We start from the raw sequence: 17,985 nt of genomic DNA, 5'->3' as shown, positions 1-17,985 counted from the left end.
AAATCAATACTCTTACCTCCTGCAAAAGTAGATAGATTTTTTAAATTTCAAATTTATGTTCCATTTAAATTCAAATATTTTTTAATTCTTCACGTATTTTTAACGGTTTATTTCTCTGCCAAAATGTCAGAATTCGTATTTTTGATTGTATCTTTGCAATCCAAATTTTCTAAAGGAATGGAGACTGAAAAAATAATTGATGCTAATAAACAAGGACATCCTTTGTTAACTGAAGCAATAGAAGGAAACAAAAAAAAGCTATACATAGAAAGTTATGGTTGTCAAATGAACCTAAACGATAGTGAGATAGTAGCCTCTATTCTAGCTGAAAACGATTTTAATACTACTCAATATATTGAAGACGCTGATTTGGTGTTGGTCAACACTTGCTCTATTAGAGATAAAGCAGAACAAACTATCAGAAAAAGACTTCAAAAATACAATTCAATCAAAAAAATAAATCCTGATATGAAAGTTGGGGTTTTGGGTTGTATGGCTGAAAGATTAAAATCTAAATTTTTAGATGAAGAAAAAATTGTTGATCTTGTTGTTGGTCCTGATGCGTACAAAGACTTACCTAATCTTTTAGAAGAAGTAAACGAAGGAAGAGATGCTGTAAATGTAGTATTATCTAAAGACGAAACTTATGGAGATGTTTCACCGGTTCGACTTAACTCTAATGGGGTATCTGCTTTTGTATCTATCACTCGAGGGTGTGACAACATGTGTACCTTTTGCGTTGTTCCCTTTACAAGAGGAAGAGAACGTAGTAGAGATCCCAAAAGTATCATTGAAGAAATCCAGAACTTAAAAGATAAAAACTATAGAGAAATTACTTTATTAGGTCAGAATGTAGACAGCTACCTTTGGTATGGAGGAGGGCTAAAAAAAGACTTAGACAAAGCTTCTGATATTGCAAAAGCAACCGCCGTAGGTTTTGCCAAATTACTAGATTTGGTTGCCACGAACTTCCCAACCTTAAGAATACGCTTTTTCACAAGCAACCCTCAAGACATGGATTTAGAAGTTCTACATGTTATTGCAAAACATCCTAATATTTGTAGATACATACACCTACCTATTCAATCTGGAAGTACTTCTGTTTTAAAAAGAATGAACAGACAACATACTAGAGAAGAATACATGGAACTAGTTGATAAAATTAAAGAGATAATACCTGGAGTGGCCATCTCTCAAGATATGATTATCGGATTCTGTGGGGAAACAGAAGAAGAACATCAAGATACGATTAGCATGATGGAATATGTGCAATACGACTATGGTTTTATGTACTCTTACTCAGAAAGACCTGGAACCTTAGCTGCTAAAAAATTTGAAGACGATATTGACGACAAAACAAAAAAACGTCGTTTAAATGAAGTAATTGCAGTACAACGCGCATTGAGCTCCAAAAAAACACAAGAATACGTTGGGCAAACTATAGAGGTTCTTATTGAAGGAACTTCTAAAAAATCTTCAGAACATTGGATGGCTAGAAACACTCAAAATTATGTTGCAGTGTTTCCTAAAAAAAATGAAAAAGTTGGAGATTATATCCAAGTAAAAATTGAAGATTGCACTTCTGCAACGCTTATCGGACATTCGGTAGGTGAAGCTCAAGAAATCCCTTTTCAATAAAAAACATAGAAATTAATGGAAGGACTTACTACCATCAAACAACGTTTTGAAATCATTGGAAACGATGACAAATTAAACAGATCACTAGAAAAAGCAATTCGAGTTGCCCCAACAGACATCTCTGTTTTGGTGACAGGTGAAAGTGGTGTTGGTAAAGAAACTATTCCTAAAATCATCCATCAACTTTCGCATAGAAAACACTGCAACTATATTGCTGTAAACTGTGGTGCTATTCCAGAAGGAACCATCGACAGTGAACTTTTCGGACATGAAAAGGGAGCCTTTACTGGTGCGACCTCTACTAGAAAAGGATATTTTGAAGTGGCTGATGGTGGTACAATTTTTTTAGATGAAGTTGGTGAATTGCCATTGACGACTCAAGTTAGACTTCTACGTGTACTAGAAAACGGTGAATTTATAAAAGTTGGTTCTTCTCAAGTTCAAAAAACAGATGTTAGGATTGTTGCAGCAACAAACATGAAAATGCAACAGGCTATTCAAAAAGGAAAGTTTAGAGAAGACCTATACTATAGGTTAAGTACCATTGAATTAAACTTACCTCCTCTAAGAGATCGAGAAAACGACATTCATTTGTTATTTAGAAAATTTGCTTCGGATTTCGCACAAAAATATAGAATGCCTACCATTCGATTGAATGAAGAAGCTGTGAATCTATTAATTAACTATAGATTCCCTGGAAACATAAGACAATTAAGAAATATTGCAGAACAAATATCTGTTGTTGAAGAAAGTAGAAATATCGGCCCTGATAAACTCATCCAATATCTTCCTAACTACAATAATCTACCTGTAATTATTAATTCAAACGAATCTCAAGAAGGTAAAAGCATTTCTGAAGACAGAGATGTGTTATACAAAGCGTTATACGAACTTCGTAAGGACTTCAATGAATTAAAAAAACTCACCCTTGATTTAATCAATAACAAAAACATTGGTGAGTTGCCAAATGAAAACTTACAACTTCTAGATCAACTAAACAAAGACAAGGATACATTCAATTCTGACTCTAATATTGAATTAATTCAAATCCAACAACCTGTGGCGCCTGCAAATAATTATGAATATGCTGAAACCATTGAAGAGGACGAGTCTTTATCATTACATGAAAAAGAAATAGAAATGATTAAAAAGTCGTTAGAGAAAAACCAAAATAAAAGAAAACTTGCAGCAAAAGAACTAGGAATTTCTGAACGAACACTTTACAGAAAAATTAAACAATATGATTTATAGGAAAGTTTAGTTGAAACTCTCATTGTTAAATTGTTAATTTGTTTTTTCGTCAACAGCAACATTGTACTCATCATTATCAAGAAAAAAAATGAAAATTAAATCTATTATATTTTGCACGCTTTTATTTCTAAGCATCATTAGCTGTGGTGTTTACTCATTTACCGGAGGAGATACTGGCAATGCAGAGACGCTACAAGTTAATTACTTTCCCAACAACGCACCTTTGGTTGAACCTGGTTTAAGTCAGCGTTTTACTCAAGATTTACAAGATTTATTTTTAAGACAAACAAACCTGAGTTTAGTTAAGTCAGGTGGTGATTTATTTTTCGAAGGTGAAATTACAAATTACCGTGTTACACCGATGACAGCAACTGCAGAACAAACTGCTGCACAAAGTAGACTTACAATTGTGATTAATGTACGTTTCTACAACAAACTAGACGAAAAGAAAGATTTCGAAAAAAGTTTTACTCACTTTAGCGACTTTGATGCAAATGATCAGTTAACAGGATCTGTATTAGAAGGAGCCTTAGATGAAATATTTGAACGAATCACCCAAGATATTTTTAATGCTTCTGTAGCAAACTGGTAATACATAACAAATGGATATTCAAACGTTTTCAACAATTCAAAAAAACGCAACTTCTTTTAGTAAAGAAGAGATTTTGCAGTTGGAAACCCTTGTTCAAAAACACCCCTATTTTCAGGCTGCACAAGCTGTTTTATTAAAAGCATACAAACAAACAAATAATTACAAATACAATAAATCACTTAAAAACACAGCTGCTGTTACCATTGACAGAAGTGTGCTTTTCGATTATATAAGTAGTTTTCAATTTGACGAGCAACAACACCAAAAAGAACAAACCAAATCAATTGAGAACACACCTGAAGAAATCCCTGAAACAGAAACGGGCGCCAGTGCTCCTTTTGAATTTGATCAGAATGAAGCTCATTCTTTCAATCAATGGTTACAACTTACCACCAAAAAACCTATCATAAGGGAACCTAAAAAGAATAGTACTTTACATAAAAACAAAGATTTAATAGATAAATTCATTGACTTAAACCCAACTATCAAACCTATCGCTAAAGACACACAGAGCTCTTCTATCCCATCAAACACGTATTACGAAAACGAATTAATGACAGAGACTTTAGCTAGAGTTTACCTAGAACAAAAGAAATATAGCAATGCAATCAAAGCATATAATATTTTAATTTTGAAATATCCAGAAAAAAGTGGTTTCTTTGCAGACCAAATCAAGAAAATAGAACACCTTAAAAATAAATAAGCATGACATATACATTGTTTTTAATCCTTATCCTTGTTGTAGCAGTATTGCTAGTATTAATAATTATGGTTCAAAACCCTAAAGGAGGTGGATTGTCTTCTTCTTTCGGAGGAGCAGGTGGATCTCAATCAATGGGAGGAGTACAAAGTACTAATAACTTTTTAGACAAAAGTACTTGGACATTAGCAATAGCTTTAATGGCAATGATATTACTTTCTAACTTTGCTATTCCTAGAGAAAACACAAACTCAACAGATTCTCAAATTGAAGAAACTCTGAATAACAGAATCACAGAAGATGAAGCTCCTTCTCTACCAGAAGTAGAAGAAACGGAAGAAGCTGCTGAATAAAACATCAACACAAGTTGACACAAAAATGCCAAGGAAAATGACACCTTGGCATTTTTTTTTACATATTGTCAGACTTATACAAATGGCATATTTTTAGATATGTAAAAGGCAAACAAAATATAAACTTATAAACATATATAATAATGAGTAACGTAAACATCAAACCATTAGCGGACAGAGTACTTGTAGAGCCATTAGCAGCAGAGACTAAAACTGCATCAGGATTAATCATTCCAGATTCAGCAAAAGAAAAACCTTCTAAAGGAACTGTAGTTGCAGTTGGGAATGGAACCAAAGACGAAGCAATGACTGTTAAGGTTGGAGATACTGTATTGTACGGTAAATACGCTGGTACCGAACTAAAATTAGAAGGTACAGATTACTTAATTATGAGAGAGAGCGATATATTCGCAATCGTTTAATTTTTCAATTTATTCATCTTTAATAGAGAACATAAAAACACATTAAAATGGCAAAAGAAATCAATTTTAACATTGACGCACGTAACGGTTTAAAACGTGGTGTTGATGCTTTAGCAAATGCAGTAAAAGTAACATTAGGACCAAAAGGTAGAAATGTTGTTATTGAAAAATCATTCGGAGGACCTTCCATCACAAAAGATGGGGTAAGCGTAGCGAAAGAGATCGAATTAGACGACCCAATTGAAAACATGGGAGCTCAAATGGTTAAAGAAGTTGCTTCTAAAACCAATGACCTTGCAGGAGACGGAACAACAACCGCTACTGTTTTAGCACAAGCTATTGTTACTGAAGGTTTAAAAAACGTTGCTGCAGGTGCCAACCCTTTAGATATCAAAAAAGGAATCGATAAATCTGTTGAGGTTTTGGTTGCTGACTTACAAAAGCAATCTGAAGTAGTAGGAAATCAATCTGACAAAATCAAACAAGTAGCTTCTATCTCTGCTAATAATGATGAAACGATTGGTGACTTGATCGCTGAAGCTTTTGGAAAAGTTGGTAAAGAAGGAGTAATTACGGTTGAAGAAGCAAAAGGTAGAGAAACTTATGTGGATATCGTAGAAGGTATGCAATTTGATAGAGGATACTTATCTCCTTACTTTGTAACAAATACAGAAAAAATGTTGGCCGACCTAGAGAACCCATACATTTTATTATTCGACAAGAAAATCTCTTCTTTAAAAGAATTATTACCGATTTTAGAGCCTATCTCTCAATCTGGAAAACCTTTATTGATCATTGCAGAAGATGTTGATGGTGAAGCATTAGCTACTTTAGTTATGAACAAACTACGTGGAGCGCTTAAAATTGCTGCTGTAAAAGCTCCTGGATTCGGAGACAGAAGAAAAGCAATGTTAGAGGATATCGCAATCTTAACCGGAGGTACTGTAATTTCTGAAGAGAGAGGTCTTACTTTAGAAAACACTACCATTGAAATGTTAGGAACTGCCGAAAGAGTTACAATTGATAAAGACAATACAACAGTTGTAAATGGTGCTGGAGAGTCTGACGCAATCAATGTGAGAGTTACTCAAATCAAATCTCAAATTGAGAATACAACATCTGACTATGATAAAGAAAAGTTACAAGAGCGTTTGGCTAAATTAGCTGGAGGTGTTGCTGTATTATATGTTGGTGCTGCAAGTGAAGTTGAAATGAAAGAAAAGAAGGACAGAGTTGATGATGCTTTACATGCAACAAGAGCTGCTGTTGAAGAAGGAATTGTTGCTGGTGGAGGTGTTGCTTTAGCCAGAGCTAAAGCTTCTCTTACAGCAATTGCAATTGAAGACAATACAGACGAGCAAACAGGTGTGAACATTATTAATAGAGCTATTGAAGAACCGCTTAGACAAATTGTTGAAAATGCTGGTGGTGAAGGTTCTGTAGTTATTTCTAAAGTACTAGAAGGAAAAGCTGATTTTGGATACAATGCTAAATCTGGTGAATATGTAGAAATGTTAAAAGCAGGAATTATTGATCCTACAAAAGTAACACGTGTTGCGTTAGAGAATGCTGCTTCTGTTGCAGGAATGATTTTGACTACTGCATGTACTATTTCTGAAATCAAATCAGAATCTGCTGGTGCTGATCATGCACACCCTCCAATGGGTGGTGGTATGCCTGGAATGATGTAAAATCATAAAACAAATATAAAAAGTGCTTTTGAAATCTCAGAAGCACTTTTTTTTTGAATTTATCTCACCTCATAAATCACACTTAATCAACACATTAAACTAAATAAAATCACCCAACAGCAATCTCAAATTTAAATCATGGCAAGGTATTTGTATTTTGACGATCAACCGTAATTACTACATTTAAATCAATACCTATTAATGCCAGCTCTTACTTTTCATAAATCAATTTTTCTAACAGTCATTATGCTGTTTATGGTTCAATTTATTCTTGCACAAACAGAACCTATAATTTCCGGAAGAGTGGCAACTCCAGAAAACGACCCCCTAGAATACGCATCCGTTGCTTTGTTAAATCCAAAGGACTCCACAATGATAAACTTTACAACTACCGATATGGAGGGGAAGTTTAAGATATTGGAAGATTCAAGAGACTCCTTACTTATACAGATTCACTCTACTGGATTTATTTCTCACTTTGAAAATATTGTATTCAGAAACGAAGCTATAGATTTAAGCAATATCATTTTGAAAGAAGATGTTGGTTTGTTAGATGAAGTTACTATTTCAGCTGTTGTTCCTATTCAAATAAAAAAAGATACTGTTGCTTTTAACACCTCAGCATTTAAAGTCAATCATGATGACAATATTGAAGACATGCTTGAAAAATTACCAGGCATGGAAATTGATTCTGATGGTAAAATGGTTGCCCAAGGAAATGAAGTTACCAAGATATATGTTGATGGAAAGGAATTTTTTGGAGGAGACCCTTCGGTAGTTATGAAAAATCTATCAGCAGATGTAATAGCAAAAGTAGAAATAATAGACAAAAAAAGTGACGAATCTGAACTTACCGGAGTAAGCGATGGTAACAAACAGGTAATTCTAAACTTCACGTTAAAGAAAGACAAAAAGAATAGAGGTTTTGGAAAAGCAAGTGCTGGAATAGGACTTGACAACCGTTACTTTGCAAGTGGTAACTACAACCAGTTCTCATCAAAAACACAATTTTCTGCCGTAGCCTCCACAAACAACATTAACGTTACAGGTTCTAATATTAAAAACTTTCTTAAAAGTGCAGACGGACTAGGAGACGAATCAGACGGTGAAGAAAGCAACATCAGCAAAAAAAGTTTAAGTGGCTTTTTAAACTCTCAAATTGCTGGACTCCATTTCGGACATGAATTCAAAAAGAAAGAATCCTTAAATGCTGATTACACTTTTAACCAATCGCAAAACGACGGTACTTCCTATACCAACAGGGTATCATCGGTTAATGAAACAAATATAAATTCAAATATTGTGAGTAATTTCGACAACAAAGACAAAAACCACAATCTGAATTTCAACTACAAAAACCAAGCAAACAGTACTTACAGTTATTTCGCAAAGGGAATGTACAATGCCAGTGATCGAATCATAACTTTAAATAAATTTTCTCAAATCTACAATACAGAAAATATTCTAAGAACTACGAATGATAGTAAATTCAACAATGCTCAGAATAGACATCGAGGAAACCTAAAATTGAATTTTTACAAAAAACTCAATGACCAAGGAAAAAATTTTGCTGTAGGTGCCTATGCTACCACCGAAAAACTCAAAAGATTCAACCAACAAAAAACTGAAACAACCAGAAATCTAGACTCTGAAACTCCATCAGTGATTAAAAGCGAAGTATATAGAGATGAATTGATAGATAATAACTCAATCAATTACAACATCAAATACACAGAACCTTTAGGACACAACCATTATATTAAAATAGAAGCGTTTAATACCTTTAGAAATATTGATGAAGATGTAGTTCAATCAAAAACAACTATTACAAATGACAACCAACAAGATTTATTTGCATACCAATACAACCATAAAGAATACAATTATCAATCTAGATTAGGCTATAGTTATAATATTGAAAAACTGAATATTTATGCAGGTGCGGAATACCAAGACCTCACCAGAGATTTTGGTGAACTAGAAAAGTTATCAATAAATAAAAAAAATAGTTTTATCAACCCAAGAGCTTTCATCCAATACAAACCAAAAGCAGGTAGAAAATATCGTTTGAATTATAAAAAATCTGTGCGAAGTCCTAATATCTACCAAAGCTCAACTGTTGTTAATGATTTGATCCCTAGATTTATTAGAAAAGGAAATCCAAATATCAACGCTGAACAAAGAGATGACTTATCTGCAAGAGTCAATATTCATGACTATAAATCAGCACTTACATTTTATGGATTTGTAAATTTATCTCACACGAAAGATGCTATAATTCCTACTATTGAAATTGATGAAGATTTAAATAGAGTTAGAAGTTTTGAAAACATCGGAACAAAAGATAATATATCCACTTCTTTTAGTTTGAGTAAAAAAATTAACCGTCTCCCTGTTCGCTACACCATAAAAAACAGAAATTCTTTTCAAAAATCAAATTCATTAATCAACTATACTTTAAATGATGTTACCGCAAATAGGTACTCTGGTAGTTTACGATTTGAAAATCACAATAAAAACATCTTTGATTTTAAAATTGGAGCGGAATACTCCATGAATCAAACTAATTTTTCAATCAGACGTGAACTGAACAGAGAATTCTCTACACAACATTATTTTACCAAATTTGATTACGACTTCACAAAACAACTAAACTTCAACACACAATTTGATTATTACTTGTACACCTATGATACTGAAACTGCCAATGAAAATTTTGCAACCGATGTAATTCTTCCACTTTGGAACACTGCCATCTCTTATGCATTTACTCCAAAAAAGAACAATGTTGTAAAGTTAATTTTGATCGACATGTTAAATAAAAATGTAGACATCAGAAGAAGAAGTAGCGTCAACTATTACGAAGAGACAACTACAGAAAGTCTTGGAATGTATGCAGTTCTAAGTTACACCTACCGATTAAATAACGGGGCTAGAAAAAAGTATAAAAAAGGAAAAAAATCATAATAACTAAAAAAGGAGATTCTGCTTGAATCTCCTTTTTTCTTATTAATCTCTGTACTGACAGCAAGTATGCAATGAGTCATAGGTATCTGGCTTTGCTATCAAGGAATCAACATCATGCCCAACATTGAGTATAGATTGTTCTATTTGCTTCTTAGATGTTTTGTATTCATTGATCACAAGATTCAATTGCTTAGAATTGACATCCCAATAAGCGTATTTCACGCCAGCAGTTTTTAAACAAGACTTCTCGATTCTGGCTTTGCACATTTCACAATTGCCATTTACAGTCATTACCACTTTCTTTTTCTTACTTTTCTCTTGAACCTCTTGAGATATCGCCCCAGCCGAAACAACAAGAAACAACATTAAAATTATATTTTTCATGATTTACATTTAATTTAAATTATACCTAATACCTCCATAATACATTCTTCCTAATATAGGAGCATACACCAAAGTTGAATCAAAATAAGCACCAAAAGGATCTTCACTAGCCACAACAGGATTCTTTTGTGTAGTATTCAAAATATTTTCAGCTCCCAAATAAAATTCAAGATTTTTAGACAATACATAAGTCAGTTGAGAATGCAACAACTGCGTTTGCTCCGAATATGCATCTAATTGATACATCAATGGGTTTTGACTTGTCTCCGGAATACGTTGCTCTCCAAGCCAATTATAAGTTATATCCCATTTCCATTGTTTTTCATGGATCAACTTTGATTGATATCCTATATTTAAAAAATAAGTTTCTCTTGGCTGTAATGCCTTTTGTAAACGCCCTTTCTTATAATCTATTTGTACATCATTTAATTGATATGCAATTCTTGCATCCCAAAAACGATGCAATTGATAATTCAATTCAACTTGAAAAGACTTTGCCTTTGACTGTCCTTTTAAATCATAAAACAGCACCTCACGAGGAGAATGATCATAATCTACAATTACCTGTTGCGAAAAATCAGTGATAAAATAATCCAACGCTAAAGAGACGGTCTTTCCAAACACTTTTGTTTTATGCAAATAGCTGATTCCGTAATTCCATGCAATCTCAGGGTTCAATCCATAAGCTCCTCGTTTTGAATTTTCCAAAGAAATAGACCTAGAAGATGCAAACATTTTTTGATTTTCAGAAAAAATGCTTGCAACCCTTTGCCCCTTGCCCGCAGCCAACTTAAACACTCCAGACTGCCATGGCTCATACCGAATATGAATCCTTGGGGTGTAAAAATATTTCATTACCGTATGGTAATCTACTCTTACACCAGCAACCAAGGTTAGGTTATCAATATTATCATAAGTGTACTCAAAAAATCCACCAATAGAGTTTTCATTTCTAAAGTAGTTTTTCATTGACACCTGCTCTACATAATTATCATGAGCAACACTTACCCCAGTTTTAAACGTATGCATCGTATTAAACAATATAGACTGAAATACAGAATTGAAATAAAAACTGTTCTGTTCAACATTATAAGTATTGTACCCAAAATAAGACTCATGATTATGATTGCTATAAGATGACTGAATTCCTATACTTTGATAAGGCTTATCCTTAAACACATAGCCCAACTTTGAAAATAATTCAAACCGCTTTGTGTCAATTTCTCCACCATATTCTGTTCCTTGAAACTTATCTGCTTTAGGTTTGTAAAACACACTTCCAACCTGCTTTGAATCTGTCACAAATTTAAGATCTAAAAAACTAACCCATCCAGATTTTGGGTTTGCGTATTGCCACCGATTCAATAAATTCAATTGAGAGCCTAATGGTGCATCCAAAAAACCATCATTATTTCTGTCTACCTTTAAGCTCCTTTGGTTTGCATGAACAAACAATCCGGTACTCCAAGAATCAGAAATAGTTTTGAAAATATGTGAATTAAACTCCAACCTTCCAGATCCTGAACCATACAGATTCGCAAAAAAACGATTCGCATTTCTCGGTTTTTTTAGTTCTGTATTAATCTGTCCAGAAATACTCTCAAACCCGTTTACTACAGATCCCATTCCTTTGGTGACCTGAATACTTTCAATCCAGGTACCCGGTATAAAAGACATCCCATAAACTTGAGAAGCTCCACGAACAGAAGGTATATTTTCTTGAGAAATCAATATATAAGGACTTGTTAGACCTAACATTTTAATTTCTTTAATTCCTGAAATTGCATCTGAATAACTGACACCAACAGAGGGGTTTGTTTCAAAACTCTCTGACAAATTACAACATGCTGCCTTTAACAATTCCGTTTCATTAATCGTAACGGTATTTATGGGATTATAAAAGGAAGCGGAAGTTGATTTTCGAGCTACATTAAGTGCTACTTCCGATAAAGAAGTATCAGGTTTTAAAAAATAATGCAATTCCTTATTATTTAAAACCAATAGCGTATCTGTCTTGTACCCTACGTAACTAATAACCAAACGTTTTGATTTTTGATTTAAATCAATCTCAAACCACCCCTCATTATTAGTTATTGTTCCTTCGGTTGTCCCCAACCAATACAATGAAGCTCCTGGCACACCAGAAACAACATTGTCTTCATCTGCAATCATTACCATACCTTTCAAATTCTCTTGAGAAAATGACATTAGGGTAACAAAAACAAATGGTAAAATTATATAACTATATTTCACTTTTTGATTTTTTATTGCGCCTCTATAACGCAAATATTCATACTAGATTTTTCTAAAAAAACTAATATTCAAATCAAATAAGACTCATAAACAACCACTCTATCCTTTTGGATTGGTGGTGAATGATATTGGAAAAAACTATGAGGATCAAACTTTTCCTCAAGTAAAGAAAATGATATTTTCCAATGCTGTATAACAGCAACAGGGAAACCATAGGAAACTAATGAAGTGATTTTTTTTGAAGGAAAATCGTTTCCATCAACAAACTGATATTTATTTTCGCAACAAGTTTTTTTTTCAACAACTGGTGTCGTTGATGTCTCACAAACAGGATTCACCTCAGGCATTTCACAACCCTCAGCAACTTCAAAATAAGACACCTCAGAAACCTCTCCTGCACAGTAATGCTTACTTATACCAAAAGACAATGAAGAGAAAAGCACCAAAAGTGCCAGTACCATTGTTCCAATATTTTGCAGTTGTTTTTTCACACTACAAATTTAATCAAAACTACATTCTAAAAAGTTTAAAACTTGTTAAAATATTACAAGGTTGGTTTTACTCCTGCTATTTTCTCATAAAATAAAGCAGCCATCAAAAGCAGTAAAAACAAAGGATGAATTAAAAAACGTCTCACATAAAAAGGCAAAAGGTATCCATTTTCAAAATCTGAAGACAATAGAAATACATAGGCAGAAATTAATAATATAAAACCAAGCACATATAATTTTGCCGATAAAATTACAAAGCCTATTTTTTCAAAAACCAAATAAATAATTCCTAGTGAAATTGTTGAATTCAGTAAGTAACGTAAAAACAAATCCCAAATCAGCCTTCCATAATCAAATTCCGGGATTGAAGTGTACAAATAATCATTTTGAAAAAAAACAATAAAAGGATCATAAAACAACTCATTTTCAAAGGCTCTTACCAAAACCAAAGCCATCAGCAAAACAAAAACTAAAAAATATCTAATTATTCTTCTCATCACGCACTTGCTTATAGTTAGAAAAATAATTTACCCATATAACCCATAACAGAAATACCAATCCATAAATAATAGATGGAAAAACCAAATTATGTAACATCTCTTTTTGCTCTGGTAATTTAGCTAGTGCAACAGTTAAAAATGCAATTCTTAAAATATTCAGTAAATAAATCAAAATTCCCCCTGCTAAGGAATACAACAAGGATTTTTTCAAAGATCCAGGAAAAGCAACAATAAAAGCTATAAATAAAATAATGACGCTAATTGAATTACATCCTTCTATAACTCGAGCCAAATAAACATCATCTAAAATCAACTTCACTGAAAGCTCTTGATTATGTTGTTCCGCTTGAGCATTATAACCAAAAAACTGAAGTACAGCAATGGTTTGCTCTGCAACCGTTTCCGTGATAGGAGCACACTGAAATATCAAATCTTTTTTTTGCGTTGCATGCAAATAATAAGAATACATGGCAAACATAAAAAAATAAGAACCGAAAAATTTCGACAAAAAAAAGAGAACACTTTTTCTTTTACTCAAACTAATTCCTTTTACAATTTTCTCAAAAATACCAATTTTAATTCAAGTGAAAGGCACAGATAATGTGATAGATTTTTTTTCTTTCGAATAACTTTTAAAGTCAGACAAAATATAAACGAAAAATAATCGTTCTAGGTGTTGAATTATTGTTGCGAAAACATCACAATATTAGTAACTTCGCAGAAAATTTTACAACACATAAAATGAGCACTAGCAAAACAGCAAAATCTGCCTTAATTTCGGTATTTCACAAAGATGGTTTAGAGCCAATTGTAAAGAAATTAAATGAGTTAAATGTAACTATTTACACAACTGGAGGTACTGAAACTTTTATCAAAGATTTAGGTATTGATGTAGTTCGTGTGGAAGACTTAACATCGTACCCTTCTATTTTAGGAGGACGTGTTAAAACTTTACACCCAAAAGTTTTTGGAGGAATCTTAAACAGACGTGAAAACGAAAGTGACCAAAAACAAATTGAAGAGTTTGAAATTCCGGAAATTGACATTGTTATAGTAGATCTTTATCCGTTTGAAAAAACTGTTGCTAGTGGAGCTCCTGAGCAAGATATTATTGAAAAAATTGACATCGGTGGAATCTCTTTGATTAGAGCCGCTGCTAAAAACTTTAAAGATGTAATTTGCGTTTCTTCAATGGACCAATACGGAGAGTTTTTAGATATTATAACTGAGCAAAATGGTGCTACAACTATTGAGCAACGTAAATCATTCTCAGCAAAATCTTTTGCTGTATCTAGTCATTATGACACGGCTATCTTCAATTACATGAATGATGACCAACCTCAATTCAGACAAAGTTTTGATACTTCTAAACAATTACGTTACGGAGAAAACCCTCATCAAAAAGGATTTTTCTATGGTAATTTAGAAGAATTATTTGACCAATTGCATGGTAAAGAGTTATCATTTAACAATTTATTAGATGTAGATGCTGCCGTGAACTTAATTAGAGAATTCAAAGGAGAAGCTCCAACGTTCGCTATTTTAAAACACAACAATGCTTGTGGTTTTGCACAAAGAGACACTTTAAAACAAGCTTATATTGATGCTTTAGCTGGTGATCCTACTTCTGCTTTTGGTGGAGTACTAATTGCTAACAAAGAAATCGATGAAGCAACTGCTACAGAAATCCACAGTTTATTCTGTGAGGTTGTTATTGCTCCGTCATACACACCTGAAGCATTAGAAATTCTAAAAGGAAAGAAAAACAGAATTATCTTGGTTCAAAAAGATGTTGAGTTCCCTAACATCAGCTACAGAACTGCATTAAATGGTGTTTTAGCTCAAGACCCGAACAATGTTACTGACTCTAAAGAAGGATTGACAAACGTAACTAAACGTGTTGTTTCTGATGCTGAAATAGAGGATTTATTATTTGCTTCAAAAATCTGTAAGCACACAAAATCAAACACAATTATCCTTGTAAAAAACAAGCAACTTTGTGCAGGTGGAACAGGACAAACTTCAAGAGTTGATGCTTTAGAGCAAGCAATTACAAAAGCAAAAACTTTTAATTTTGATTTGAAAGGAGCGGTAATGGCAAGTGACGCCTTTTTCCCTTTCCCTGACTGTGTTGAAATTGCTGGTAACGCAGGAATTGAAGCAGTGATTCAACCAGGAGGATCTATCAAAGATCAATTATCTGTTGATTACTGTGATGAAAACAACATTGGAATGGTTTTCACAGGAACACGTCATTTTAAACATTAATTCACTAAATTTGGGGAATGTGTTCATCTACAGGTGAACACATTCTTTATATTAACATAACACCACAAAAAGAACTATGGGTTTTTTTGATTTCATGATTGAAGATGTTGCTATTGATTTAGGAACGGCTAACACACTTATCATTCACAATGGAAAAGTTGTTGTAGATGCCCCCTCAATTGTAGCTAGAGACAGATCTTCTGGGAAAATAATTGCAACAGGTCAGAAAGCTAACCTGATGCAAGGAAAAACTCATGAAAACATCAAAACCATCCGTCCCTTGAAAGATGGTGTAATTGCAGATTTCCAGGCATCTGAGGAAATGATAAAGGAATTCATCAAAAATATTCCTTCTATAAAAAAGAGAATGTTTCCTCCTGCTCTGAGAATGGTAATTTGTATTCCTTCTGGAATTACAGAAGTAGAAAAACGTGCCGTTCGTGATTCTGCCATGCATATGAATGCAAAAGAAATCTACCTTATTTATGAGCCGATGGCTGCAGCGATAGGGGTAGGTATAGATATCATGGAGCCTAAAGGTAATATGATTATTGATATAGGTGGTGGTACTACAGAGATTGCAGTAATTGCCTTAGCGGGTATTGTATGTGATAAATCTGTAAAGGTTGCCGGTGATTTATTTACTGGAGATATCATGTATTACATGCGTACGCAACACAACTTATTTGTTGGAGAAACTACCGCTGAAAAAATAAAAATTCAAATAGGTGCTGCTACAGAAGACCTAGAAACTCCTCCGGACGACATGCTTGTTCAAGGACGTGATTTACTTAGTGGTAAACCTAAACAAGTACAAGTTTCTTACAGAGAAATAGCCAAAGCTTTAGACAAATCTATCTTACGTATTGAAGATGCGGTAATGGAAACTTTATCTAAAACTCCGCCTGAATTAGCTGCGGATATCTACAATACAGGTATCTATCTTGCTGGCGGTGGATCTATGCTAAGAGGTTTGGACAAACGTCTATCTAAAAAAACGGACTTACCAGTATATATCGCTGAAGATCCACTTAGAGCTGTTGTTAGAGGTACTGGTATTGCTCTAAAGAAAATAGATGTTTACAAAAGTGTTTTATTAAAATAATAATAGTTTTAATACGTTTACAGTATTGAACTTTTATAGCCAACAATATCAATGCAGCAAATTGCCTATTTTATTGAAAAATACAAATATTTCTTGCTTTTCCTATTGTTGGAAGTTATTGCTATAGGGTTTACAATACAATCCCATAGTTATCATAAAAGTCATTTTTTTAATTCGGCAAACACCATTTCTGGTGGACTTTTAGAGAAATCTACTTCTTTCTTTGAATACAGTATTTTAAAAGAAGACAATCTAAGACTTGCTCAAGAGAATGCAAAGTTACGCTCTTTAATCAGCAATCAATCATTGCCTGAGATGCATCTAGATAGCCTTTCAGTTACAAACAAATTTATTGCTGCCAAGGTTATTCAAAACAGTTATACCAAACGAAACAACATACTTACCATCAATAAAGGTAGTCAAGATGGTATTTCTATTGACATGGGAATCATCAATAATACAGGTGTAATTGGTGTTGTTAATAAAGTTTCTAGCAATTATGCTACAGTGTTAAGCGTCCTAAACAGTAACTCCAAAATAAATGCACGACTGAAAAAAAACAACTATTTTGGTACTTTAACATGGAACGGACAGGATTATAAATATTCTCAATTATTAGACATTCAAAGACAGGCAGACATACATATTGGTGACACCATCGTTTCTGGAGGAAAGTCTATTTTATTTCCGGATAACATACCTATTGGTGTCGTTAAAAGTTTTGATGCTTCTAATAAAAGCTATGACAATATTGAGGTGGAATTATTTATGGACATGAGTAACATTGGATACGTATATGCCATCCATAATTTAGATAAGGAAGAAATCTTAGAACTACAAGCAAATGACTAGAGACACCTTAATCATAGCTTTCCGGTTTGTTTTTCTGGTTTTAATACAAACCCTAGTCCTGAATAATATTTATTTTTTTGGATACATCAATCCAAACCTTTATTTGTTATTCATTTTTTTGTATCCGATTGAAACAAAAAGAACTAACTTTTTAATAGTTTCCTTCTTGTTTGGTTTCTGCATTGATATTTTTTCTAACACTGGTGGAGTGAATGCTGCGGCAACTGTTGCAACTGCTTATTTTAGTCTTCCAATTCTGAATCTTTTACTAAATACACAGGATACCGATTTTAAACTATTTAAGCTAAACAACGAACCTGTAATTAGAATTGTAACGTACGTAACCATACTTACACTAGTCCATCATTTTATTCTATTCGGTTTAGAATATTTTAGCCTAAAGGAAATTGGAACGATCTTGTTTAAGACAATCACAAATGGATTATTCACAATTATCCTAATTGTACTTGCCATCTTACTGACTAGACAAAATAAATTTATGAACCAATAATTACTAT

The 17,985-nt window shown here is 33.3% G+C and carries 17 protein-coding genes; 12 read left to right on the top strand and 5 right to left on the bottom strand.

Annotated elements, in window-relative coordinates; translation table 11 throughout:
- The first annotated feature begins 177 nt into the window (after positions 1–177).
- The 8 genes from miaB to AC2DGP_RS14105 all read left to right on the top strand — a co-directional run bounded on the left by miaB (position 178) and on the right by AC2DGP_RS14105 (position 9,614).
- Positions 178–1,638 (top strand): tRNA (N6-isopentenyl adenosine(37)-C2)-methylthiotransferase MiaB, encoded by a 1,461-nt coding sequence (gene miaB, locus AC2DGP_RS14140; protein ID WP_484490711.1) that lies wholly within the window; start codon positions 178–180, stop codon positions 1,636–1,638.
- Positions 1,639–1,653: 15 nt separating this feature from the next.
- Complete coding sequence (locus AC2DGP_RS14135; protein WP_484490710.1) at positions 1,654–2,889, top strand: sigma 54-interacting transcriptional regulator; 1,236 nt, start codon at positions 1,654–1,656, stop codon at positions 2,887–2,889.
- Positions 2,890–2,977: 88 nt separating this feature from the next.
- Positions 2,978–3,481 (top strand): LptE family protein, encoded by a 504-nt coding sequence (locus AC2DGP_RS14130; protein ID WP_484490709.1) that lies wholly within the window; start codon positions 2,978–2,980, stop codon positions 3,479–3,481.
- Between the two features lie 10 nt (positions 3,482–3,491).
- Positions 3,492–4,184, top strand: a complete 693-nt coding sequence (locus tag AC2DGP_RS14125) for a hypothetical protein (RefSeq protein WP_484490708.1) — start codon at positions 3,492–3,494, stop codon at positions 4,182–4,184.
- A 2-nt stretch (positions 4,185–4,186) separates the two neighbouring features.
- Positions 4,187–4,534 (top strand): preprotein translocase subunit SecG, encoded by a 348-nt coding sequence (secG, locus tag AC2DGP_RS14120; protein ID WP_484490707.1) that lies wholly within the window; start codon positions 4,187–4,189, stop codon positions 4,532–4,534.
- Positions 4,535–4,677: 143 nt separating this feature from the next.
- Positions 4,678–4,956 (top strand): co-chaperone GroES, encoded by a 279-nt coding sequence (locus AC2DGP_RS14115; protein ID WP_300326603.1) that lies wholly within the window; start codon positions 4,678–4,680, stop codon positions 4,954–4,956.
- A gap of 47 nt (positions 4,957–5,003) precedes the next feature.
- Positions 5,004–6,647: a chaperonin GroEL gene (gene groL / locus AC2DGP_RS14110; protein ID WP_484490706.1), complete on the top strand. Its 1,644-nt coding sequence runs from the start codon at positions 5,004–5,006 to the stop codon at positions 6,645–6,647.
- Positions 6,648–6,902: 255 nt separating this feature from the next.
- Positions 6,903–9,614, top strand: coding sequence for an outer membrane beta-barrel protein (locus tag AC2DGP_RS14105; RefSeq protein WP_484490705.1), 2,712 nt, complete (start codon positions 6,903–6,905; stop codon positions 9,612–9,614).
- 42 nt (positions 9,615–9,656) lie between these two features.
- On the opposite strand, the gene AC2DGP_RS14100 is transcribed toward AC2DGP_RS14105, so the two are convergent.
- The 5 genes from AC2DGP_RS14100 to xrtF all read right to left on the bottom strand — a co-directional run bounded on the left by AC2DGP_RS14100 (position 9,657) and on the right by xrtF (position 13,780).
- A complete protein-coding gene (locus AC2DGP_RS14100) occupies positions 9,657–9,998 on the bottom strand; it encodes a heavy-metal-associated domain-containing protein (RefSeq protein ID WP_484490704.1) in 342 nt (113 codons plus the stop codon).
- Positions 9,999–10,007: 9 nt separating this feature from the next.
- Entirely contained in the window at positions 10,008–12,251 is a 2,244-nt protein-coding gene (locus AC2DGP_RS14095; RefSeq protein WP_484490703.1) for a TonB-dependent receptor, read from the bottom strand.
- A gap of 68 nt (positions 12,252–12,319) precedes the next feature.
- Complete coding sequence (locus AC2DGP_RS14090) at positions 12,320–12,742, bottom strand: HYC_CC_PP family protein (protein WP_484490702.1); 423 nt, start codon at positions 12,740–12,742, stop codon at positions 12,320–12,322.
- Positions 12,743–12,795: 53 nt separating this feature from the next.
- Complete coding sequence (locus tag AC2DGP_RS14085; RefSeq protein WP_484490701.1) at positions 12,796–13,239, bottom strand: exosortase F system-associated membrane protein; 444 nt, start codon at positions 13,237–13,239, stop codon at positions 12,796–12,798.
- Positions 13,223–13,780, bottom strand: a complete 558-nt coding sequence (gene xrtF, locus AC2DGP_RS14080; protein WP_484490700.1) for an exosortase family protein XrtF — start codon at positions 13,778–13,780, stop codon at positions 13,223–13,225. The genes AC2DGP_RS14085 and xrtF overlap by 17 nt, the downstream gene beginning before the upstream one ends.
- A gap of 203 nt (positions 13,781–13,983) precedes the next feature.
- Between xrtF and purH the strand changes: the two genes are divergently transcribed.
- The 4 genes from purH to AC2DGP_RS14060 all read left to right on the top strand — a co-directional run bounded on the left by purH (position 13,984) and on the right by AC2DGP_RS14060 (position 17,978).
- Entirely contained in the window at positions 13,984–15,510 is a 1,527-nt protein-coding gene (purH, locus tag AC2DGP_RS14075; RefSeq protein ID WP_484490699.1) for a bifunctional phosphoribosylaminoimidazolecarboxamide formyltransferase/IMP cyclohydrolase, read from the top strand.
- Between the two features lie 76 nt (positions 15,511–15,586).
- Positions 15,587–16,615 (top strand): rod shape-determining protein, encoded by a 1,029-nt coding sequence (locus tag AC2DGP_RS14070; RefSeq protein ID WP_484490698.1) that lies wholly within the window; start codon positions 15,587–15,589, stop codon positions 16,613–16,615.
- 51 nt (positions 16,616–16,666) lie between these two features.
- Entirely contained in the window at positions 16,667–17,467 is an 801-nt protein-coding gene (gene mreC / locus AC2DGP_RS14065) for a rod shape-determining protein MreC (RefSeq protein WP_484490697.1), read from the top strand.
- A gap of 103 nt (positions 17,468–17,570) precedes the next feature.
- On the top strand, positions 17,571–17,978 hold the full coding sequence (locus tag AC2DGP_RS14060) for a rod shape-determining protein MreD (RefSeq protein ID WP_484490696.1): 408 nt from the start codon (positions 17,571–17,573) through the stop codon (positions 17,976–17,978).
- Positions 17,979–17,985: the final 7 nt, after the last annotated feature.

The organism is Flavicella sp. IMCC45537 (assembly GCF_057197705.1).
Note: the sequence above shows the minus strand (reverse complement) of the source record. Positions and strands in the feature narration are given on the sequence as shown.

Excerpts from the sequence above, each read along its gene's own strand:
- groL (WP_484490706.1), top strand. The coding sequence starts at position 5,004 with ATGGCAAAAGAAATCAATTTTAACATTGACGCACGTAACGGTTTAAAA.
- AC2DGP_RS14070 (WP_484490698.1), top strand. The coding sequence starts at position 15,587 with ATGGGTTTTTTTGATTTCATGATTGAAGATGTTGCTATTGATTTAGGA.
- purH (WP_484490699.1), top strand. The coding sequence starts at position 13,984 with ATGAGCACTAGCAAAACAGCAAAATCTGCCTTAATTTCGGTATTTCAC.
- miaB (WP_484490711.1), top strand. The coding sequence starts at position 178 with ATGGAGACTGAAAAAATAATTGATGCTAATAAACAAGGACATCCTTTG.
- AC2DGP_RS14130 (WP_484490709.1), top strand. The coding sequence starts at position 2,978 with ATGAAAATTAAATCTATTATATTTTGCACGCTTTTATTTCTAAGCATC.
- AC2DGP_RS14125 (WP_484490708.1), top strand. The coding sequence starts at position 3,492 with ATGGATATTCAAACGTTTTCAACAATTCAAAAAAACGCAACTTCTTTT.
- mreC (WP_484490697.1), top strand. The coding sequence starts at position 16,667 with ATGCAGCAAATTGCCTATTTTATTGAAAAATACAAATATTTCTTGCTT.
- AC2DGP_RS14105 (WP_484490705.1), top strand. The coding sequence starts at position 6,903 with ATGGTTCAATTTATTCTTGCACAAACAGAACCTATAATTTCCGGAAGA.
- AC2DGP_RS14100 (WP_484490704.1), bottom strand. The coding sequence starts at position 9,998 with ATGAAAAATATAATTTTAATGTTGTTTCTTGTTGTTTCGGCTGGGGCG.
- AC2DGP_RS14135 (WP_484490710.1), top strand. The coding sequence starts at position 1,654 with ATGGAAGGACTTACTACCATCAAACAACGTTTTGAAATCATTGGAAAC.
- AC2DGP_RS14085 (WP_484490701.1), bottom strand. The coding sequence starts at position 13,239 with ATGAGAAGAATAATTAGATATTTTTTAGTTTTTGTTTTGCTGATGGCT.
- AC2DGP_RS14115 (WP_300326603.1), top strand. The coding sequence starts at position 4,678 with ATGAGTAACGTAAACATCAAACCATTAGCGGACAGAGTACTTGTAGAG.
- secG (WP_484490707.1), top strand. The coding sequence starts at position 4,187 with ATGACATATACATTGTTTTTAATCCTTATCCTTGTTGTAGCAGTATTG.